The 18,118-nt window shown below is 71.2% G+C and carries 18 protein-coding genes; 14 read left to right on the top strand and 4 right to left on the bottom strand.

The features are described 5' to 3' along the window. Entirely contained in the window at positions 1–960 is a 960-nt protein-coding gene (locus tag ACEVFP_RS18445) for an NAD-dependent epimerase/dehydratase family protein (protein WP_375000986.1), read from the bottom strand. 209 nt (positions 961–1,169) lie between these two features. On the opposite strand from ACEVFP_RS18445, the gene ACEVFP_RS18440 reads away from it, so the two are divergent. From ACEVFP_RS18440 to ACEVFP_RS18425, 4 genes are all read left to right on the top strand, one after another. Then, positions 1,170–2,594, top strand: coding sequence for a polysaccharide biosynthesis tyrosine autokinase (locus ACEVFP_RS18440; RefSeq protein WP_375000985.1), 1,425 nt, complete (start codon positions 1,170–1,172; stop codon positions 2,592–2,594). A 7-nt stretch (positions 2,595–2,601) separates the two neighbouring features. Beyond that, positions 2,602–3,969, top strand: coding sequence for an O-antigen ligase family protein (locus ACEVFP_RS18435; RefSeq protein WP_375000984.1), 1,368 nt, complete (start codon positions 2,602–2,604; stop codon positions 3,967–3,969). Next, entirely contained in the window at positions 3,966–4,766 is an 801-nt protein-coding gene (locus ACEVFP_RS18430; protein WP_375000983.1) for an FkbM family methyltransferase, read from the top strand. Before ACEVFP_RS18435 ends, ACEVFP_RS18430 begins: the two co-directional genes overlap by 4 nt. A 222-nt stretch (positions 4,767–4,988) precedes the next feature. After that, on the top strand, positions 4,989–5,438 hold the full coding sequence (locus ACEVFP_RS18425; protein WP_375000982.1) for a hypothetical protein: 450 nt from the start codon (positions 4,989–4,991) through the stop codon (positions 5,436–5,438). 83 nt (positions 5,439–5,521) lie between these two features. On the opposite strand, the gene ACEVFP_RS18420 is transcribed toward ACEVFP_RS18425, so the two are convergent. After that, positions 5,522–6,202, bottom strand: coding sequence for a hypothetical protein (locus tag ACEVFP_RS18420; protein ID WP_375000981.1), 681 nt, complete (start codon positions 6,200–6,202; stop codon positions 5,522–5,524). 324 nt (positions 6,203–6,526) lie between these two features. Then, positions 6,527–7,363 carry an HAD family hydrolase gene (locus ACEVFP_RS18415; protein ID WP_375000980.1) on the bottom strand — a complete coding sequence of 279 codons (837 nt, stop codon included), beginning with the start codon at positions 7,361–7,363 and terminating at the stop codon, positions 6,527–6,529. Positions 7,364–7,501: 138 nt separating this feature from the next. Here ACEVFP_RS18415 and ssd point away from each other — a divergent pair, with 138 nt between their 5' ends. The 8 genes from ssd to ACEVFP_RS18375 all read left to right on the top strand — a co-directional run bounded on the left by ssd (position 7,502) and on the right by ACEVFP_RS18375 (position 12,625). After that, entirely contained in the window at positions 7,502–8,620 is a 1,119-nt protein-coding gene (ssd, locus tag ACEVFP_RS18410) for a septum site-determining protein Ssd (RefSeq protein WP_375000979.1), read from the top strand. Continuing rightward, positions 8,617–9,795 (top strand): TadA family conjugal transfer-associated ATPase, encoded by a 1,179-nt coding sequence (locus tag ACEVFP_RS18405; protein WP_375000978.1) that lies wholly within the window; start codon positions 8,617–8,619, stop codon positions 9,793–9,795. The genes ssd and ACEVFP_RS18405 overlap by 4 nt, the downstream gene beginning before the upstream one ends. Then, on the top strand, positions 9,792–10,616 hold the full coding sequence (locus ACEVFP_RS18400; RefSeq protein WP_375000977.1) for a type II secretion system F family protein: 825 nt from the start codon (positions 9,792–9,794) through the stop codon (positions 10,614–10,616). Before ACEVFP_RS18405 ends, ACEVFP_RS18400 begins: the two co-directional genes overlap by 4 nt. Further along, the gene (locus ACEVFP_RS18395) at positions 10,613–11,323 is read left to right on the top strand and encodes a type II secretion system F family protein (RefSeq protein WP_375000976.1); all 711 of its coding nucleotides are present in this window, start codon (positions 10,613–10,615) and stop codon (positions 11,321–11,323) included. The genes ACEVFP_RS18400 and ACEVFP_RS18395 overlap by 4 nt, the downstream gene beginning before the upstream one ends. Positions 11,324–11,454: 131 nt before the next feature. Continuing rightward, the gene (locus ACEVFP_RS18390; RefSeq protein ID WP_375000975.1) at positions 11,455–11,634 is read left to right on the top strand and encodes a DUF4244 domain-containing protein; all 180 of its coding nucleotides are present in this window, start codon (positions 11,455–11,457) and stop codon (positions 11,632–11,634) included. Between the two features lie 54 nt (positions 11,635–11,688). Then, positions 11,689–11,925, top strand: coding sequence for a DUF4244 domain-containing protein (locus ACEVFP_RS18385; protein WP_375000974.1), 237 nt, complete (start codon positions 11,689–11,691; stop codon positions 11,923–11,925). Then, complete coding sequence (locus tag ACEVFP_RS18380) at positions 11,922–12,272, top strand: TadE family type IV pilus minor pilin (protein ID WP_375000973.1); 351 nt, start codon at positions 11,922–11,924, stop codon at positions 12,270–12,272. Before ACEVFP_RS18385 ends, ACEVFP_RS18380 begins: the two co-directional genes overlap by 4 nt. Further along, positions 12,269–12,625: an Rv3654c family TadE-like protein gene (locus ACEVFP_RS18375; protein WP_375000972.1), complete on the top strand. Its 357-nt coding sequence runs from the start codon at positions 12,269–12,271 to the stop codon at positions 12,623–12,625. Before ACEVFP_RS18380 ends, ACEVFP_RS18375 begins: the two co-directional genes overlap by 4 nt. A gap of 4 nt (positions 12,626–12,629) precedes the next feature. On the opposite strand, the gene ACEVFP_RS18370 is transcribed toward ACEVFP_RS18375, so the two are convergent. Next, a complete protein-coding gene (locus ACEVFP_RS18370; RefSeq protein WP_375000971.1) occupies positions 12,630–14,990 on the bottom strand; it encodes a DEAD/DEAH box helicase in 2,361 nt (786 codons plus the stop codon). Positions 14,991–15,068: 78 nt separating this feature from the next. Here ACEVFP_RS18370 and ACEVFP_RS18365 point away from each other — a divergent pair, with 78 nt between their 5' ends. Beyond that, entirely contained in the window at positions 15,069–15,410 is a 342-nt protein-coding gene (locus tag ACEVFP_RS18365; RefSeq protein ID WP_375000970.1) for an anti-sigma factor antagonist, read from the top strand. Between the two features lie 107 nt (positions 15,411–15,517). Beyond that, positions 15,518–17,968, top strand: coding sequence for a sodium-translocating pyrophosphatase (locus tag ACEVFP_RS18360; protein WP_375000969.1), 2,451 nt, complete (start codon positions 15,518–15,520; stop codon positions 17,966–17,968). Positions 17,969–18,118: the final 150 nt, after the last annotated feature.

Below are 18,118 nucleotides of genomic sequence, written 5' to 3'. Positions count from 1 at the left end.
TCAGGCCGTCAGCTGGTCGTAGATCCAGGAGTAGGTCTTCTCGAGCCCGTCGTGCAGGGAGATGGACGGCTCCCAGCCGTAGATGCTCTCGAACAGGGTGTTGTCGCTGTTGCGGCCACGCACTCCCTGCGGGGCGTCCAGCTTGTAGTTGCGCTCCAGCGTGATGCCGGCGATGTCCTCCAGGATGGAGACCATCTGGTTGATCGTGACCAGCTCGGCGGAGCCGAGGTTGACCGGCTCGACGTTGTCGCCGGCGAGGATCTCCTTGGTGCCACGGATGCAGTCGTCGATGTACATGAAGCTGCGGCTCTGCTCACCGTCGCCCCAGATCTCGATGGTGTGGTCGCCGCTCAGCTTGGCCTTGGCGACCTTGCGGGACAGCGCGGCCGGCGCCTTCTCCCGCCCGCCGTCGTACGTGCCCTGCGGGCCGTAGACGTTGTGGTAGCGCGCGACCCGGGTCTGCAGGCCGAAGTCCTCACGGAAGTGGCGGGCCATCCGCTCGCTGAACAGCTTCTCCCATCCGTAGCCGTCCTCGGGGTCGGCCGGGTAGGCGTCGGCCTCCTTGAGCGCGGTGACGGCGGGGTCGGTCTGCTTGTCGCCGGCGTAGACGCACGCCGAGCTGCTGTAGAACAAGCGCTCGGTGCCGGCGTCGCGGGCGGCCACCAGCATGTTGGTGCTCGTGAGGACCGAGAGCATGCACTCTGCCTTGTTGTTCTCGATGAAGCCCATGCCGCCCATGTCGGCGGCGAGGTTGTAGATGTCCTGCGTCCCGATCGACATCTTGTGCGCATCCACGGGGTCCGAGCAGTCGGCGACGAGGTTCTCGGCGCCGTCGTGCCGCTGGTACCACTCGCTCTCGTCCTTCTTGTCGACGGCACGCACGTCATGGCCGGCGTCCAGCAGGTCGGCCACGAGGTGGCCACCGATGAAGCCTCCGGCGCCGGTCACGAGGATCGTCATGGTTCAGGCACTTCCTTGGGGGGTTCGGTGGGGCGTCGACCGCCGCGTGTGTGGTGCCCAACGAGACCGACCCGACAAAGTTCCGGGTCGGGTCGCTTCCTCGCCGTCGACGACAGGCGTGGGCCCGGACCGGCTTCCAGAACCCGCCGGCTCGCATAGACTCGGCCCGATCACTCGGACATCGGGTGCGTTTCATGAAGGGGTGACACATGGATCTGGGTCAGTTCCTGGGCATCCTGCGAGCCCGCTGGAAGTTCGCCATCGCGACGGTCGTGCTGGGGTCGGCGGCGACTGCCATGTACCTCGTCCTCACGGCGCCGCAGTACGGTTCCGACGTCAAGCTGTTCGTCTCGGCGCCGCCGTCGGGCGGCCAGGCGGACTACGCAGCGGCGTTCATCCTCACCCAGCGCATCGAGTCCTATGCGGACCTCGTGACCGACTCGGGCACGATGCAGCGCGTCGTCGACCAGCTCGGTCTCGACGAGTCCTACGAGAGCGTGCGCTCCAAGGTCTCCGCAGAGGTCATCCCCAGCACCCAGACGGTCCACGTCAAGGTGCGTTCCGACACGCCTGAGAGCGCTCAGCGGATCGCCGAGGCCACGGGCGCGGAGGTGGTCGGGCTCGTCGAGCGTCTCGAGGCGCCATCGGGCGATGAGGACCCCGCCCTCGTGGCGCGGGTGGCCAGCGAGGCGAGCATCAGCGACGACCGGGTGGCGCCCAACATCCCGCTCGTGCTGGGTGTCGGGATCCTGCTGAGCATCTTCCTCGCCATCGCCGGAGCGATCCTGCGTGACCTGCTGGATCGAACGGTCAAGACACGCCAGGACATCGAGGACGTCACCGGGTCGGCGGTGCTCTCGACCCTGCCGTTCGAGCCCGAGGTCAAGCGCGAGCCGTTGATCACCGGACACTCCGGACCCCTGGCCGAGGCGCTGCGCGTCCTGCGGACCAACCTGCAGTTCGCCAACCTCGACGCCAACCGCCAGACCATCCTCGTCTCGAGCGCCGTCCCCGACGAGGGCAAGACGTTGGTGGCCACCAACCTCGCGATCTCCCTGGCTCAGTCCGGCCGCTCGGTCCTGCTGGTCGACGCCGACATGCGCAACCCGAACGTGGCCGAGATGCTCGGTCTGGAGAACTCCGTCGGTCTCGTCACCGCGCTGGTCGGCCGGGCCACCCTGCAGGCTGCCATCCAGGAGCATCCCAGCGGCATCGCCTTCATGGGCACCGGCCCCAAGCCGCCCAACCCCGTCGAGGTCCTGGAGACCCAGGCCATGCGGGACCTCCTCGCGACCGTCCGTGGGAAGTTCGACACCGTCATCATCGACGCGCCGCCCATGCTGCCGGTGGCGGATGCCTCGATCCTGACCACCGAGGTCGACGGCGCGCTGCTCCTGGTGCGCCACGGATCCACCACGCGTGAGCAGCTCCGTCTTGCGGTCGAGCGGCTGGAGACCGTCGGGGGACGGCTGTTCGGCACCATCTTGAACCGGACGCCGCGCCGGGTCGCCGGGGCCTACGGTGACGGCTACGGCTACGGCTACGGCTACGGCGACATCCCCGAGATCGCGGGAACGGAGCCGCGGCGCAGCCCCCGAGCCTCGAGCCGTGGCCAGCGTCGTGCGGTGAGGTGAGCGGACCGTGGCGGCACCGCGACGCGCTTCGCCGGTCGGTGGTCTGAGGACGCTCGGCCGCGCCACGTCGCGCGGGCTCGTCGCGCTGGTCCCGGCCGCCCTCGTCGCGGGGGTCCTCTACGTCTGGCTCCCACTCGCGAGCGAGTCCGACTTCGCGGCCCTGGCCGGTCTGGCTCTCGTGGCCGCCCTCGCCCTGGTGCTGTCCCTCGGGCTGGAGCGGTTCGGCATCCTCATGCTGTCCCTCGCCCTCTTCGCGGCGCCGATGAACGCGGTGCGTCCCATCCCCGGGGTCGGGTTCGCGACGGCGTCGGACCTGCTGCTCCTGCTGGGGATCGGTGCCCTGGCGCCCCTGCTCCTGACCCGGCCGGTCCGTGGGCAGACGCTCTACCTCATCGGCGCCGGGGGTGTGGTGGCCATGAGCTTGCTCTCCTCGGCGGTGGCGTCCGGAACGCTGGTGAGCCTCAACATCATCGCTCGCCTGGTCGTCGGCGCCCTGCTGCTGCCGCTGGTCTTCGCGATGTGGCGGCCGGGTCGCTCGATGGTGGTCACCTTGGCCAGCGCCTACGTGCTGGGCAACATCGCGAACCTGGCCCATGCGGTGTTCCTCGGTGACGCCTCCCCGGAGGGCCGGCTCCTCGGCCTGTCGATGCACGTCAACATCCTGGGGTTCTGCGCCATGCTGGCCCTTGCCCTGATCCCGTACCTGCTGCGCGAGCTGCCCCACCGGCTGCGGGGAGTCGTCGTGGTGGCCGGGGGGCTGTGTGCCTACGGGGTGTGGGTGAGTGGGAGCCGAGCGGCCCTGGTGGTGGCCGTCGCGATCGGGTTGCTCTACCCAGTGGTCGCCCGGTCGATCCCGGCCCTCATCGCACTGTTCGGCGGCGGCGTCGTGGCCATCTGGTTCGTGGGCAACGCGCTGCTCGAGGGTGAGTCCGAGACCAACACGCTGGGCCGGCTCTTCGGTGCCGGCAGCGCGACGGCCTCGGACCAGGCCCGCGACATCGAGGCGGCGGGGGCGATGGACGCGTTCCTGTCCTCGCCGATCGTCGGCGGTGGCTTCACCGAGGAGATCCTCGATGCCCACAACATCTACCTGCAGGTGGCCGCCGCCGGCGGACTGCTGGTCCTGGCGTTCTACCTCGTCCTGCTGGCCGCCGTGGGGTACCAGAGCCTGCGCTGCGGGAAGCGTCACCAGCTGCTCGTCCTGCCGGTGGCGGCGTACATCCTCATCGGTCCGCTCACGCCGCTGCTGTGGGACCGGTACATCTGGTGCGTGCTTGCGCTCCCGTTCCTGCTCGACGTCGTCAGACCGGACGACGACGCATCCCACGAGCGAGGGACCGCAGATCCCTCGAGAGAAGATCCGGTGACCCCATGAGTGTGCTGCGTCGTGCCCGCTTCGCCGCGAGGCGGACCCGCCAGACGGTGAGATCGTTCGACAACGGCTGGAGCGTGCTGCGCTCGGTCGTGACCCGTGCCGACGAGATCGACTACCGCACCGGCCCGGTGACCATCACCGGCCCCAACGTGCCGGGGGCGCGGGTGCCGGTGTTCGAGGTCTTCGCGGAGGACGAGTACGCGATGTCGTGGTTCGGCCAGGGGCTGCCCGACTCGCCCGTCCTCGTGGACGTCGGGGCGCACATCGGCTGCTTCTCGCTGGACTTCGCCGCACGGCACCCCGGGGCGCGGGTGCACTGCTACGAGCCGACGCCCTCGACCGGGACGTACCTGAGCCGCAACGTGGAGCAGAACGGCCTGGCCGACCGGGTGGCCGTGCACCGCTGCGCCGTCGCTGCGTCCTCGGGCGTGCTGGTCATGGCCGACAACGGCGCTGGCAGCGGTCACAACGGCGTGCTCCACCTCGGTGAGGAGGGAGCGGTCAGCATCGAGGTCCCGAGCGTCGGCCTGCAGGACGTGCTGCACGACGCCGGTGGGTGGGTCGACGTGCTCAAGATGGACGCCGAGGGAGCCGAGTACGACATCGTGCTGAATGCGTCACCGCAGGTGTGGTCCGGTGTCGGGCGTGTGGTCATGGAGTACCACGCGCTGGCGGGGCACGACTTCGGGGAGATCGCCTCGCGGCTGCAGGAGGCGGGCCTGCGCCTGGTGCGCCGCGACCGCTACAACGAGGGCCTCGGGCTGGCGTGGTTCGCCCGCGACGAGATCGGGTCGTAGCGCGGCCAGGGCGACCGCATGAGCTCGGGCGCACGGCCCAGGGCATCGCGTCGTGGCGCCCATGCAAATGCCCGGGCGGTCGACGCGGGACCGTGTTCCTGACACGGAACGCACGTATCGTTTCCGCCGACAGGTTTGAGAGCGCGTCGGAGTCGGATCTGAGCCGCGGGCGCCTCGCAGACCTCGACGTGACTGGTTTCGATCTGCCCAGGGAGAGTACCCGTGCCTGAACCGCTGACCGGCGAGATCACCACCGTCCTCGGTGCGCTCGGCCAAGGGATCTACGACGAGGGCGGGCTCAGCCTCTTCGGTCTTGCCGGGGCGACGTACGAGGACGATGAGTTCCCGGGGGAGCTCTATCGAACGTTCACTCCGCACGGGATCGCCGTCCAGTACGAGGGTGACGACTCCGAGATGCTCGCGCAGGCCGTGTTCGTGTACCTCGAGGCGCGCGACGGCGCTGACCCGTATCCCACTCCGGACGGGCTCATCGGTGGCCTGCCGTTGTCGGGCGCCTCCCGCGACGACGTCCGGGCGCACCTCGGTGAGCCGGAACGCACGGCTGACGGCTTCGACGCCTTCGCCGTGGACGGACGGTTCCTCCACGTCGAGTACGGGACGAACGGGACGGTCTCCATGGTGACGGCGATGCTGGAGCTGCCCGGCAGCTGATCGGCTGCTCGAGAGGGTCGACAGCCGGGCCCGCGGACGTCGGGAGGCACTCCGCGCCGCTGAGCTGGGTTCGCCGGAACCCGCTACTGGGTCGCAGCGGCCACGTCGAAGGTGCTCGATTCAGTGGGGAGGAGTCCGCCGACCAGTGTGCAGGGAATGTCCACGGGCGGCCATATCGTGACCTCCCCGTCGTCGTGCTCGACATGGACGGTCGCGACGGCGACGTCATCGCGATCGGACCAGAAGAAGCAGACGAGGAGCCTGCTCTCCGAGGGACGTCCCGCGATCGACTGGATCTCCCCGCGGGTGATGACGTCCGAGCTCGTCAGTGCTGCGTGGACGGCTGCCGCCGTCGATGCGTCACCGCGGTAGTCCTCGCGGTGGTCGGCGAGCTTGCGGCCAGTGGGTCGGTACCTGATCCTTCCACGTGAGAAGTAGATTCCGGGCGAGCCGATCATCACCACGGCGAGGAATCCGAGAGCGCCACCGGCAGCGACCAGATCGCCCGCCAGGAGGGTGTCGGACCGGAGCTGGTCGACGACGATCGCCGCAGTGATGACCACTCCTGCGACGAGGGCGGCGATCTTCAGGGCTGCTCCGAGCACCGGGCGGCGCGAGTACACCCACGGGCCCTCATGGGTCGCGAGCACCGGGGACATGTCGAAGAAGTGCCGGGACTCGGCGGGGACATCCAGGCGATGAAGGCTCATCGGTTCGGCGGGTCGGTCATCCGCCCGCGCGCCCTCGCTGCCTCCTGAGTTCATGCGCAGCCTCCTACAGGTGATGTGCCAGCAGGACGTTACAGCGTGACCGCACAGACGACGGCGCCACTCCGAGGGAGTGACGCCGTCTGGGGGTCCAGCGCTCCAGCTACCATGCGTGCCTTCGTCAATCGTCGCCCCGGGGCCGCAGATCCCTGAGTGGTGCGGTTGTCCCGAGCGCGACTGCCCTTTGGGACGGGAGATCGCCGCGTGGGTACTGTGCTGCTGGGCCGTCTGTTGAGTTCTTGTCACTGTTCTACGCCGGGGCCATCGGCCAGGGAAGGGCTACGGGTTCGTAATGTTCTGTGACCCAGTTCACAAGTCGGTTCAGGCGGCCCGGATGCGCTCCCACACGCTCGGTGGACGACGTCGCCGCCGCAGGGCGAGGGCGACGACCACGCCACCGGCGACGGCGCCGACGCCCGCGGCGGCCAGGCCGGTGCGCGCCCCCAGGCCCAGACGTCGCCGCAGCCCGACAGGTCGCTCGAAGCGCAGCACGGGCCACTCCCGCTCGGCGGCGATCGACCGCAGGGCGCGGTCGGGGTTGACGCAGAACGGGTGACCGACGGCCTCCAGCATGGGGACGTCGGTCTCGGAGTCGGAGTAGGCGAAGCTCGCCGAGAGGTCGATGCCACGCTCGGCGGCGATGCCGCGCATGGCGGTGGCTTTGTGCGGACCGTAGGCGTAGAACTCCACCTCGCCGGTGTAGCGGCCGTCGGACTCCACGAGCGTGGTGGCGATGACGTCATCGACGCCGAGCAGCTCGCCGATCGGCTCCACGACCTCCGCGCCGGAGGCGGAGACGATGACGACGTCGCGGCCGGCCGCCCGGTGGTGCTCGATGAGGTCGACGGCCTCGGCGTAGACGATGGGGTCGACGATCTCGTGCAGCGTCTCGCGGACCGCCCGACGCACCGCCTCGACGTCCCAGCCCGCGATCATCGAGGTGAGCTGGACCCGCATCTGCTCCAGACGGTCGTGGTTGGCGCCCTTCACCCCGAAGACGAGGTTGGCGTAGGCGCTGCGCAGCAGGGTCCGGCGGTTGAGCAGGCCGCCGGCGTAGAACGCCTTGCTGAAGGCAAGCGTGCTGGAGCGCGCGATGATCGTCTTGTCCAGGTCGAAGAACGCCGCGGAGCGCGGACCGGGACGTTCGGGGGGAGCCACACGTTCAGGATAGGCGGCCGGTGTGACGCTGGCCCGTGGGCCGCTGACGGTCCACAGGCAGCCGGACGCCCGCAGGGTTGTCCACACGCTCGGAATCGACGCTGCCACCGGGGTGTCCCGGCGGACAGGCTGGAGTGCATGGATGCCGTTCCCGTCGTCGCGACCGCCGATGAGCACCTCCGTGAGGACGCCGTGCGGTGGTGCGCCGCGCTCGGGGCGACGCCGGACGTGGTGGCCGACCTGCCCGGGCTGCGCCGGGCCTGGCGCGGTGCGGCCCTCGTCGTGCTGGGGGCCGACCTCGCTCCGCAGGTCCCCGGTGCCGGACTGCCGCGGCGCGACCACGTGCTGCTCGTGGACGACGGCAGCGGTGTGCATGACCCGTGGCCTGCGGCGGTCGCCGTCGGCGCGGTGGACGTCGTCTCCACCACGCAGGAGGAGCGCGCACTGCAGGCCCTCACCCTCGCCCTGGACGGACGTCGGGAAGGGTGCCTGGTGAGTGTGGTGGGCGCCGTCGGCGGCGCCGGCGCCTCGACCTTCGCTGCGGCGCTGGGGCACCGGGCACTCACCCACGAGCTCGAGCCCATGCTGCTGGACCTCGATGCGCTCGGCGGCGGACTGGACCTCGTGCTCGGTGCGGAGCGGACCGAGGGCGTGCGGTGGCAGGGGCTCGGCGGCACCGGCGGCACCCTCTCGGCGAGCTCGCTGGCCGAGGTCCTGCCCCGCGCCGACGGTCTGGCCGCACTCACCTGGTCCCGGGCGGACTCGAGCGCCGAGCCCACGGCGTTGCCCGCCGTGCTCGACGCCGCCTCACGCGGCTTCGACCTCGTCGTGGCCGACGTGCCTCGCCACGCGTTGTGCACGACGGAACCGGGCATGGCGGAAAGGGACGGGACGGGGGTGGGCACGATGGGGATGAGCTCGGGGGGATGGGGCTCGATGCAGGAGGTGGTCGGCCGCTCGGTGTGCACCGTCGTCCTGGTGCCGGAGGAGACCAGGGCCCTGGGGGCGGCCCGTGCCCTCATGGAGCGGCTCGGTGGGCTGACCGCCCAGGTGGCGGTGCTCGCGGTCGCGCGGCCCGGTGGCCTGGATGCCGATCTGGTCCAGCGGACGGTCGGTCGACCGGTCCTGGGCCGGCTGCGCGCCGACCGCAGACTGCGCGCGGCGGTGGAGCAGGGCCACGGTCCGCGTCGCTCGAGGACGCTCGGTCGAGCGGCGGACCAGGTGCTCGACCTGCTGGGACTCACGGCCGCCGCATGAGAGAGGCAGAGGGCCCGGGGACCGTGCTCGATGCGGCGCTGCTGGAGCGGGTGCGGCGGCGCCTGGCCGCAGACGTCGAGCAACCCACGCCGCACAGCGTTGCCGCGGCGCTGCGGGCAGAGTCCGGCCTGCACGGCAGCGCCACGGTGCTCGCCATCGTCGACGCGTTGCGCGGCGAGGCCAGGGGTGCGGGCGTGCTGGAGCCGCTGCTGTGCGGCGAAGGGGTCACCGACGTGCTGGTCAACGGCGCGGACGCCGTCCTCGTCGACCGTGGAGACGGGCTGGAGAAGGCCGACGTCCGGCTGGGCGACGAGGCCGGCGTCCGTCGCCTCGCACAACGCCTGGCCGCGCGTGCCGGCCGTCGCCTGGACGACGCCAGTCCCTGGGTGGATGCCCGGCTCCCGGACGGGACGAGGCTGCACGCCGTCCTCGCGCCGCTGGCACGACCTGGCACCCTCATCTCGTTGCGGGTCCCGGCCCGTCGCTCCTTCGACCTCGCGGCACTGTCGGCCGTGGGGACCCTCGGCGCGGGAGTCCGCGAGCTGCTGGAGTCGCTGCTCTCGGCGCGGGCCGCGTTCGTCGTCACGGGAGGCACCGGATCGGGCAAGACCACCCTGCTGTCGGCGCTCTTGGGAGCCGTCCACCCCGATGAACGGATCGTCGTGGTGGAGGACGCCACCGAGCTGCGACCGGACCATCCCCACGTCGTCGGTCTCGAGGCGCGACCGGCCAACATCGAGGGCACGGGGCTGGTCACGGTGCGCGACCTCGTCCGCCAGGCACTGCGGATGCGGCCGGACCGGCTCGTCGTGGGCGAGGTTCGCGGGGCCGAGGTCGTCGACCTCATGGCCGCCCTGAACACCGGTCACGAGGGTGGATGCGGCACGCTGCACGCCAACTCCGCCGCCGACGTGCCGGCCAGGGTCGAGGCGCTCGGCGTGGCCGCGGGACTCACCCGCGAGGCCGTGCACAGCCAGCTCGCCGCGGGCCTGGACGTCGTGCTGCACCTCGGTCGCGGCCGGGACGGGCGTCGACTGCTCGCGGAGGTCGGGGTCCTGCAGGTGGCTGCCGACGGGATGGTCTGCGTGGTCCCGGCGCTCTCCCTGCGTGGCACGACGCCCGAGCAGGGGCCGGGGCACCAGCGTCTCCAGCAGGTCGTGGCACGGGCCCGATGAACATCTGGACGGTGCTGACGTCCGCGGCGGTGGCTGCGGCGGTGCTGCTGCGCTGGCCGCCACGTGGCTGGGTGGTGCGACACCGGCTCGGTCCGGACCCGAGGACGTCCGGTGGCCGCGGACCTGGCTGGGCGCCGCGCCGCTGGCCCATGATGGCGGCGATGGCGCTGGCCTCTGCCGTGGTGCTCCTGGCCGATGCCCTGGCCCCGGCGATCGCGGGTGCCACGGTGGTGGCGGTGGGCTGGTTCGTCATCCACCAGCTGCGGGTCCAGCGTGCCCGTGCGGCGCGCGACGCCACGCGGACACAGGTGTGCGCCGCGCTCGACCTCCTGGCGGCGGAGCTGCGCGGCGGCGTGCTCCCCAGCCGGGCTCTGGCGGCGGCAGCAGAGTCCACCGAGTCACTGCGTCCGGTCGCACCGGTGGTGACGGCCGGGGGCGACGTCCCGGAGGCACTGCGCCGTGTTGCTGCCCGTCCCGGTGCCGGCGCCTGGGCGGCCCTGGCCTCGGGATGGGCCGTGGCCGAGCGCGTCGGAGCCCCGCTGGCCGACGTCGTCGAACGGATGGCCGACACCGTGCGGGCCGATCTCGAGCTGGCACGGGAGGTGGGCTCGGAGGCGGCGCCCGCGCGGGCCACGGGTCGGCTCATGGCGGCTCTGCCGGTGCTCGGGCTCGGCCTGGGCGCCGGACTGGGTGCCGACCCGATCCACCTGCTGACCCGTACCGTTCCCGGCGCGCTCTGCCTCGCCGTGGGAGCCGCTCTGGCCTGCTTGGGCACCTGGTGGGTCGACCGGGTCGTCGACGCGGCGGAGAGCCAGGCGTGAGCCCGGCCCTGGTCAGTCCCCTGCTCGCCGGCCTCGCGGTGTGGTTGCTGCTCGCGCCCCTGTCCACGGCGCGGGCACGTGAGCTCTACGAGGACCGGACGCGGCGTCGCCCTGAGCTGCGGGCGGTCGTCACGGTCCTGACGCCGATCGCCTGTCTCCTGGTGCTCGGACCGTGGCTCGGTCTGCTCGTGGCCGCTGCGCTCACACCCGTCGCGCGTGGCGTCATCGGCGGGATGCAGACGGCGGCCCAACGACGTCGAGACGAGCTGCTGCTGCGTCAGCTGCCCGGCGGGCTGGACCTCGTGGTGGCGGCCTTGGACGCCGGCCGCCCGCCCGTGGCCGCCCTGGGTCTGGTGGCGGACATCGTCGACGACCCGCTGGCCACCGAGCTGCGAGTGGTCACGGCACGGCTGCAGGCCGGCGGCGAGCCGCAGGCTGTGTGGACCCTGCTCGCCGAGCACCGGGTGCTCGGGCCGCTCGGTCGTGCCTTCGGGCGCGCCGAGACCTCCGGCATGCCGGTGGCGGGCGTCGTGGGGGCGGTGGCCGATGAGATGCGGCGCGCACGACGCTCGGCGGCTCGGGAGAGGAGCCGACGCGTCGGCGTGCGCACGGCCGCGCCCCTGGGAGCCTGCTTCCTGCCGGCATTCTTCCTCGTGGGGGTCGTCCCGACGGTGATCGGCGTCGTCTCCGGCCTCGACGTGTTCTGAGTCCCGCGCGTGCTGTGTCCACAGGTTCCTGGCTCGTGGGCGCTCGTCCACAACCCGGGCGAGCCGGTGACCGATTCCGGGTCGGCGACGCGATGTTCCGGTGTCAGTTTCCAACAGATGAGGACATCGTCATGAAGAAGAAGTTCCTGCGTGCCCGCTCCGAGCTGGGGATGAGCACCGCCGAGTATGCCGTCGGCACCGTGGGCGCCTGCACCGTCGGTGGGGTCCTGGTCAAGATCGGTCAGTCCGACTGGTTCGGCTCCCTGGTCAAGGACGTCATCAGCAAGATCCCGTCCATCCTGCCGTTCTGAGGGCCCGGTGGGCCGGTGCCTGCGCACCGGCCCACCTCCTGGAAGGAGGGATCCATGATCCCCACCCGAGACCGGACCGGCCGTCGACAGGACGAGTCCGGCATGAGCACCGCCGAGTACGCCGTGGGCGTCGTCGGTGCCTGCACGATCGCCGGGGCGCTGGTGCATCTCGGCGGCAGCGACTGGTTCATCGATCTCATCCGTGAGATCTTCTCCAGGGCCTTGGACCCCAGGTTCCTCGTGGACCTGCTGGGCCTGGGCGATGCGCCACGCATCAAGCACGGCCCATGAGGCGCGAGCGCGGGATGGTCACCGCCGAGCTGGCGACCATCGCACCGTTCGGCGTCGCGCTCGGGTTCCTGCTGCTCTGGCTCGTCTCGCTCGGCGTCACCCAGGTCCGGCTCGTCGATGCCTCCAGGGAGGCGGCGCGCATGGTGGCGCGGGGTGAGCCGGTCGAGACTGCCGAGGCGGTGGCCAGGAAGCTCTCGCCCTCGGGGGCCACCGTGACGGTGCAGACCGACGCCGGCCTCGTGGAGGTCACGGTGGGTGCGTCCTCGAGCCTGCCGTTGCCGGTGCTCGACAACGTCGGTGCCACCGAGCTCGCTGCCACTGCAGTCGCGGCGAGGGAGGACGAGTGAGGTCCTCCGAGCGCGGTGTGGTCTCTGCGCACGCCGTCTGGGTCGTCACCGCGATCACCGTCGTGGCGTTGCTGGCGGTGCAGGTGGCCGCCCTGGTGCAGCTGCGGCACCGGGCGGCCAGCGCCGCCGACCTCTCCGCGCTGGCCGCCAGCCGCGCGAGCGTCGCCGGGCAGGACGGCTGCCGGGCGGCCGAGGACATCGCCCGCCGCAACGGTGCCCACCTGCAGGCCTGCCGCATGGATCTCGACGTCGCCACGGTGACCACACGGCTGGCCTCCACCCCGTGGTGGGGCGGGGAGTGGGTGACCACGCAGGACGCCCGTGCCGCCCCGACGTCCTACGTCGACCCCTGAGGCGTCAGCTGGTGGGCTCCTGCGCCTCGGGCGGCGCGCCGGCGAGCAGGGCATCGAGCAGACGCACGGCTCCGGCCTTGTCGAGCGGCTCGTTGCCGTTGCCGCACTTGGGGGAGTACACGCACGACGGGCACCCCGTGGAGCACTCGCACGAGGCGATCGCCTCCCGGGTGACCCGCAGCCAGTGGGCCGCCACCTCGAACCCACGTTCGGCGAACCCGGCGCCCCCCGGATGGCCGTCGTACACGAAGACCGTGAGCGTCCCGGTGTCGGCATGCATGGCCGTGGAGACGCCGCCGATGTCCCACCGGTCACAGGTCGCCAGCAGCGGGAGCAGACCGATGGCGGCGTGCTCGGCAGCATGGGCGGCGCCGCCGACGTCGATCTCCGACAGTTCGCCGTCGGGCCCGCCGAGCGCCTCGGCCACCGCGCCGAGCCGCAGCGTCCACCACACCGCTCGCGTGCGCAGCGTGCGCTCGGGCAGGTCGAGCGGCTCCTCGGAGAGCAGCCGCCCGTCCGGTCGCGTGCGACGGGAGAAGGAGACCACCTGGCTGGTCACGTCCACCGTCCCCGTCGTGATCGTGGCATCGCCCCAGTCGTGGGAGCGCTCGCCGTGGACGATCGCGATCTCCGTCGTCGAGCGGGCCGCCGTCGTGTACTCGGGATCCTCGACGCGCACCACGGCCACGCCGTCGGTGACGTCGTACTCATCCACCACGTGGACCTCACCCTGGTGGACGTACACCGCGCCCTCGTGGACGGCGGAGTCGGCAGTGCCGGCATCGACCGTCCCGACCAGCCGCCCGGTGGCGGCATCGACGATCTGCACCGGTGCACCTCCGGAGGAGCGCAGGTCGGCCAGGTCGCTCGCGCGGTCGCGTCGCGTCCAGTACCAGCCGGCGGTCCGTCGTCGGAGCCACCCGGCCTCCTCCAGGGCGAGCACTCCCTCCTCGGCACGGGGACCGAACCGCTCGAAGTCCGCCTCGTCGAGCGGCAGCTCCTGGGCTGCTGCGGCGAGGTGCGGACCGAGGACGTGGGGGTTGTCCGGGTCGAAGACGGTGGCCTCGATCGGTGCACCCAGCAGGGCTTCAGGGTGGTGGACCAGGTAGGTGTCCAGCGGGTTGTCTGTGGCGATGAGCACGCCCAGTGCGTCGCCCCCGGACCGGCCGGCCCGGCCCAGCTGCTGGTGCAGCGCCGCGCGCGTCCCCGGGAACCCCACGGTGAGCACGGCATCGAGGCCGGCGACGTCGATCCCCAGCTCCAGCGCGTTGGTGGCCGCCAGCCCCAGCAGGTCGCCGGAGCGTAGGCGTTCCTCCAGCTCTCGACGCTCCTCCGGCAGGTAGCCGCCCCGGTACGTCGCCACGCGCGGACCCAGCTCGGGATGCACCTCGGCCAGCAGGTCCTGGGCCATCGTCGCCACCTGCTCGGCGCCGCGCCGGGAGCGGACGAAGGTCAACGTTCGCGTCCCGCCGATGACGAGGTCGGTCAGCACCTGGGCGGCCTCAGAGACGGCTGACCTCCGAACTGGCGGGGGTGCCGGGCTGTAGGCGGCGGAGGGTGGAGAGTGTGGTGCCCCGACGAGCGGCGGCTCCCACAGGGCTATCGAACGGGCGGGCCGCGGCGAGCCGTCGTCGGTGACGGCCACGACGTCACGGCCGGTGAGCCGGCGGGCGAAGTCACCGGGCTGGGCGATCGTCGCCGAGGACAGCACCAGCTGCGGCGCGCTCCCGTGGTGCGCGCAGAGCCGCAGCAGCCGGCGCAGGACGTGCGCGACATGGGCACCGAAGACGCCTCTGTAGTGGTGGCACTCGTCGACGACGACGTACCGCAGTCCGCGCAGCAGACGGCTCCAGCGTTCGTGACCGGGCAGCACCGAGTGGTGCAACGTGTCCGGGTTGGTGAGGACGTATCGAGCGTGGTCGCGCGCCCACACGCGTTCCTCGCGGGAGTTGTCGCCGTCGACCGTCGCGGCCCGGGCCAGGTCGCCGACGTCCCGCAGGCGGCGCAGCTGGTCGGCCGCTAAGGCCTTGGTGGGCGCGAGGTAGAGCACGGTGGGGGCACGGTGTCCCTGGAGCGCCGCGCCGTCGCGACCACGGGCCAGCGCGTCGAGCGCGGGCACCTGGAAGACCAGCGACTTGCCGGAGGCCGTTCCCGTCGCCACCACGACGTCATGGCCCGAGTGCAGCGCCTGCAACGCCTCGGCCTGGTGGGACCACAGCTGCTCCACGCCGGCGCCGACGAATGCCTCCCTCACCTGCGGTTCGACCCAGGCGGGCCATGGTGCGTGGCGCGCTGGAGCAGCAGCCCGGTGTTCGACGTGGGTGAGCCTTTCCGCATGGTGCGTCAGCAGCTCGACCGGGTCCACCCGGCGATTCTGGCACCCGGTCGCCCTGCGGCGGGGCGTCGACCGTCGTGATTGGATGGCACGGGAGGTGGGACATCAATGGATCTAGCGCTCAGTTCTCGCACCGAGGAGCCCTTCGAGATCATCGAGGTCGGTGGCGAGATCGACGTCATGACCGCCCACCGCCTGCGGGAGGCCGTCGTCGAGGCGGTGGGGCGTGGCCGGATGCGGCTGATCATCGATGTCGAGAAGGTCGACTTCCTCGACTCCACCGGGCTGGGCGTCCTGGTCGGGGCGCTCAAGCGGGTCCGCGCCGACGGTGGCTCGTTGGACATCGTCTGCACCCACGAGCGCATCCTGAAGATCTTCGAGATCACGGGGCTGGACAAGGTCTTCGGTCTGCACCAGAGCATCGAGCAGGCGCGCGGCGACGACGTCTGAGACATGATCGACCCGCCCCGACACAGCTCGGGGTGTAGCGAACATCACAGACTTCATGGTTGCCTAGGGCTCGATCGATCCCTGACTCCCAGCCCTGGAGGACTCCTATGGCCGACGTGACCCTGACCACGGCAGCCGATGTGAACGTGGCGGCAGCAGCCGCCAGTGATCTCGGCCTGTCGAACGGCAACACGATCTTCGTCGCCGCCGTGGCCGGCGTGGGAGTGTTGTCGCTGGTCTTCGCCCTGCTGTTCCGATCGCAGGTCCTCGCCGCGGACGAGGGCACGGGCAAGATGCGCGACATCGGACTGGCGGTGCAGGAGGGTGCCTCGGCGTACCTGACCCGTCAGTTCAAGACGCTTGCCGTCTTCGCGGTGATCGCCTTCGGTCTGTTGTTCGCGCTGCCGGGTGACCTGGACGTCAAGATCGGCCGGTCCGTGGCCTTCCTGTTCGGGGCGGCGTTCTCCGCGGCCATCGGCTACTTCGGGATGTGGCTCGCGGTGCGCGCCAACGTCCGGGTCGCGGCCGCGGCCGAGAACGAGGGGCGTGAGCCCGCGATGCGCATCGCCTTCCGCACCGGCGGCACGGTGGGCATGTCCACCGTCGGCCTCGGTCTGCTGGGCGCCGCAGCGGTTGTGCTCATCTACAAGGGTGAGGCACCCACGGTGCTGGAGGGCTTCGGCTTCGGCGCGGCCCTCCTGGCGATGTTCATGCGAGTCGGCGGCGGAATCTTCACCAAGGCCGCCGATGTCGGCGCCGACCTCGTCGGCAAGGTCGAGAACAACATCCCCGAGGACGACCCGCGCAACGCCGCGACGATCGCGGACAACGTGGGCGACAACGTGGGCGACTGCGCGGGTATGGCGGCCGACCTCTTCGAGTCCTACGCCGTGACGCTGGTGGCCGCGCTCATCCTCGGGTCGGTGGCCTTCGGTGAGCAGGGTCTGGTGTTCCCGCTGCTCATCCCCGCGATCGGTGCACTCACCGCCATCCTCGGTGTCTTCATCACCAAGGCCAAGGTCGGCGAGAGCGGTCTGACCACCATCAACCGGGCGTTCTACATCTCCGCGGTGATCTCGGCGGTGCTGAGCTCGGCTGCGGCCTGGTTCTACCTGCCGTCCAGCTTCTCGGGCCTGACCGGTCTGGACACGCCGGACGAGGGCGACCAGACGCAGGCCTTCCTGACGCAGTTCTTCCAGATCGAGGACCTGACCCAGCTCGACGGCGACCCGCGGGTGATCGCCATCATCGCCGTGCTCATCGGCATCGTGCTGGCGGCGGTCATCCTGGCGCTCACCGGCTACTTCACCGGCACCGAGACCCGTCCGGTGCAGGACGTCGGCAAGACGTCGCTGACCGGTCCGGCCACCGTGATCCTGTCCGGCCTCTCGGTGGGCTTCGAGTCGGCGGTGTACACGGCGCTGGTCATCGGTGGGGCGGTCTACGGCGCCTTCCTGCTCGGCAGCGGCTCGCTCGTCGTCTCGCTGTTCGCCGTCGCCCTGGCCGGCTGCGGCCTGCTCACGACGGTGGGCGTCATCGTGGCGATGGACACCTTCGGCCCGGTGAGCGACAACGCGCAGGGCATCGCCGAGATGTCCGGCGACGTGGGCGAGGAGGGCGCCCAGATCCTCACCGAGCTGGACGCCGTGGGCAACACCACCAAGGCCATCACCAAGGGCATCGCGATCGCGACCGCGGTGCTGGCGGCGACGGCGCTGTTCGGGGCGTTCACCAACGCCATCCGCGATGCGTTCAGCCCGATCCTCGTCGACGGTCTCAACGACGAGAGCCAGGGCACGGCGCTGGAGGAGCAGCTGCAGGCCACGGGCGTCGTGGAGGCGTTGCGTGGCGTCATCAACGTCACCGACCCGAGCAACCTGCTGGGACTGATCATCGGCGTCGCGGTGGTCTTCCTCTTCTCCGGTCTCGCGATCAACGCGGTCGGCCGGGCCGCCGGTGCCGTGGTCTTCGAGGTGCGTCGTCAGTTCCGGGAGATTCCCGGCATCATGGACGGTTCGGGTCGCCCGGAGTACGGCCGCGTGGTCGACATCTGCACGCGCGACTCGCTGCGTGAGCTGGCCACGCCGGGCATCCTGGCGATCTTCGCGCCCATCGCGGTGGGCTTCGGCCTGGGCGTCGGGCCGCTGGGGGCCTACCTGGCGGGCGCCATCGGTGCCGGCACGCTGATGGCGGTCTTCCTCGCCAACTCCGGCGGAGCGTGGGACAACGCCAAGAAGCTCGTGGAGGACGGCCACCACGGCGGCAAGGGCTCGCTGGCGCACGACGCCACGATCATCGGTGACACGGTGGGTGACCCGTTCAAGGACACTGCCGGCCCGGCGATCAACCCGTTGCTGAAGGTCATGAACCTGGTGGCGCTGCTCACGGTGCCGCTGGTGGTGCAGTTCAGCTACGGAGCCGATGAGAACCCGTGGGTGCGTTACTCCATCGCCGGGTTCTCGGCCGCGGTCATCGTCATCGCGGTCTATGTCTCCAAGCGTCGCCCGATCGCGATCGGCGAGGTCCAGGAGGAAGGCGCCATGGAGACCGCCGACTGACCCGACCGGCACGCAGGATGATGACGTGAGGTGGCTCCGGCGGCCTCACGTCATCATCTTGGTCGGCAGGGTGACGCAGGATGATGGATAGTGGTAGCCCCGCTGCCCGAAGTCATCACACTGCGTCCACGGCGGTCCGTGAGAGCGCGT

Origin of the sequence: Aeromicrobium sp. CTD01-1L150 (assembly GCF_041951745.1) — a bacterium.
In the GTDB taxonomy this organism is placed as follows: domain Bacteria; phylum Actinomycetota; class Actinomycetes; order Propionibacteriales; family Nocardioidaceae; genus Aeromicrobium.
Note: the sequence above shows the minus strand (reverse complement) of the source record. Positions and strands in the feature narration are given on the sequence as shown.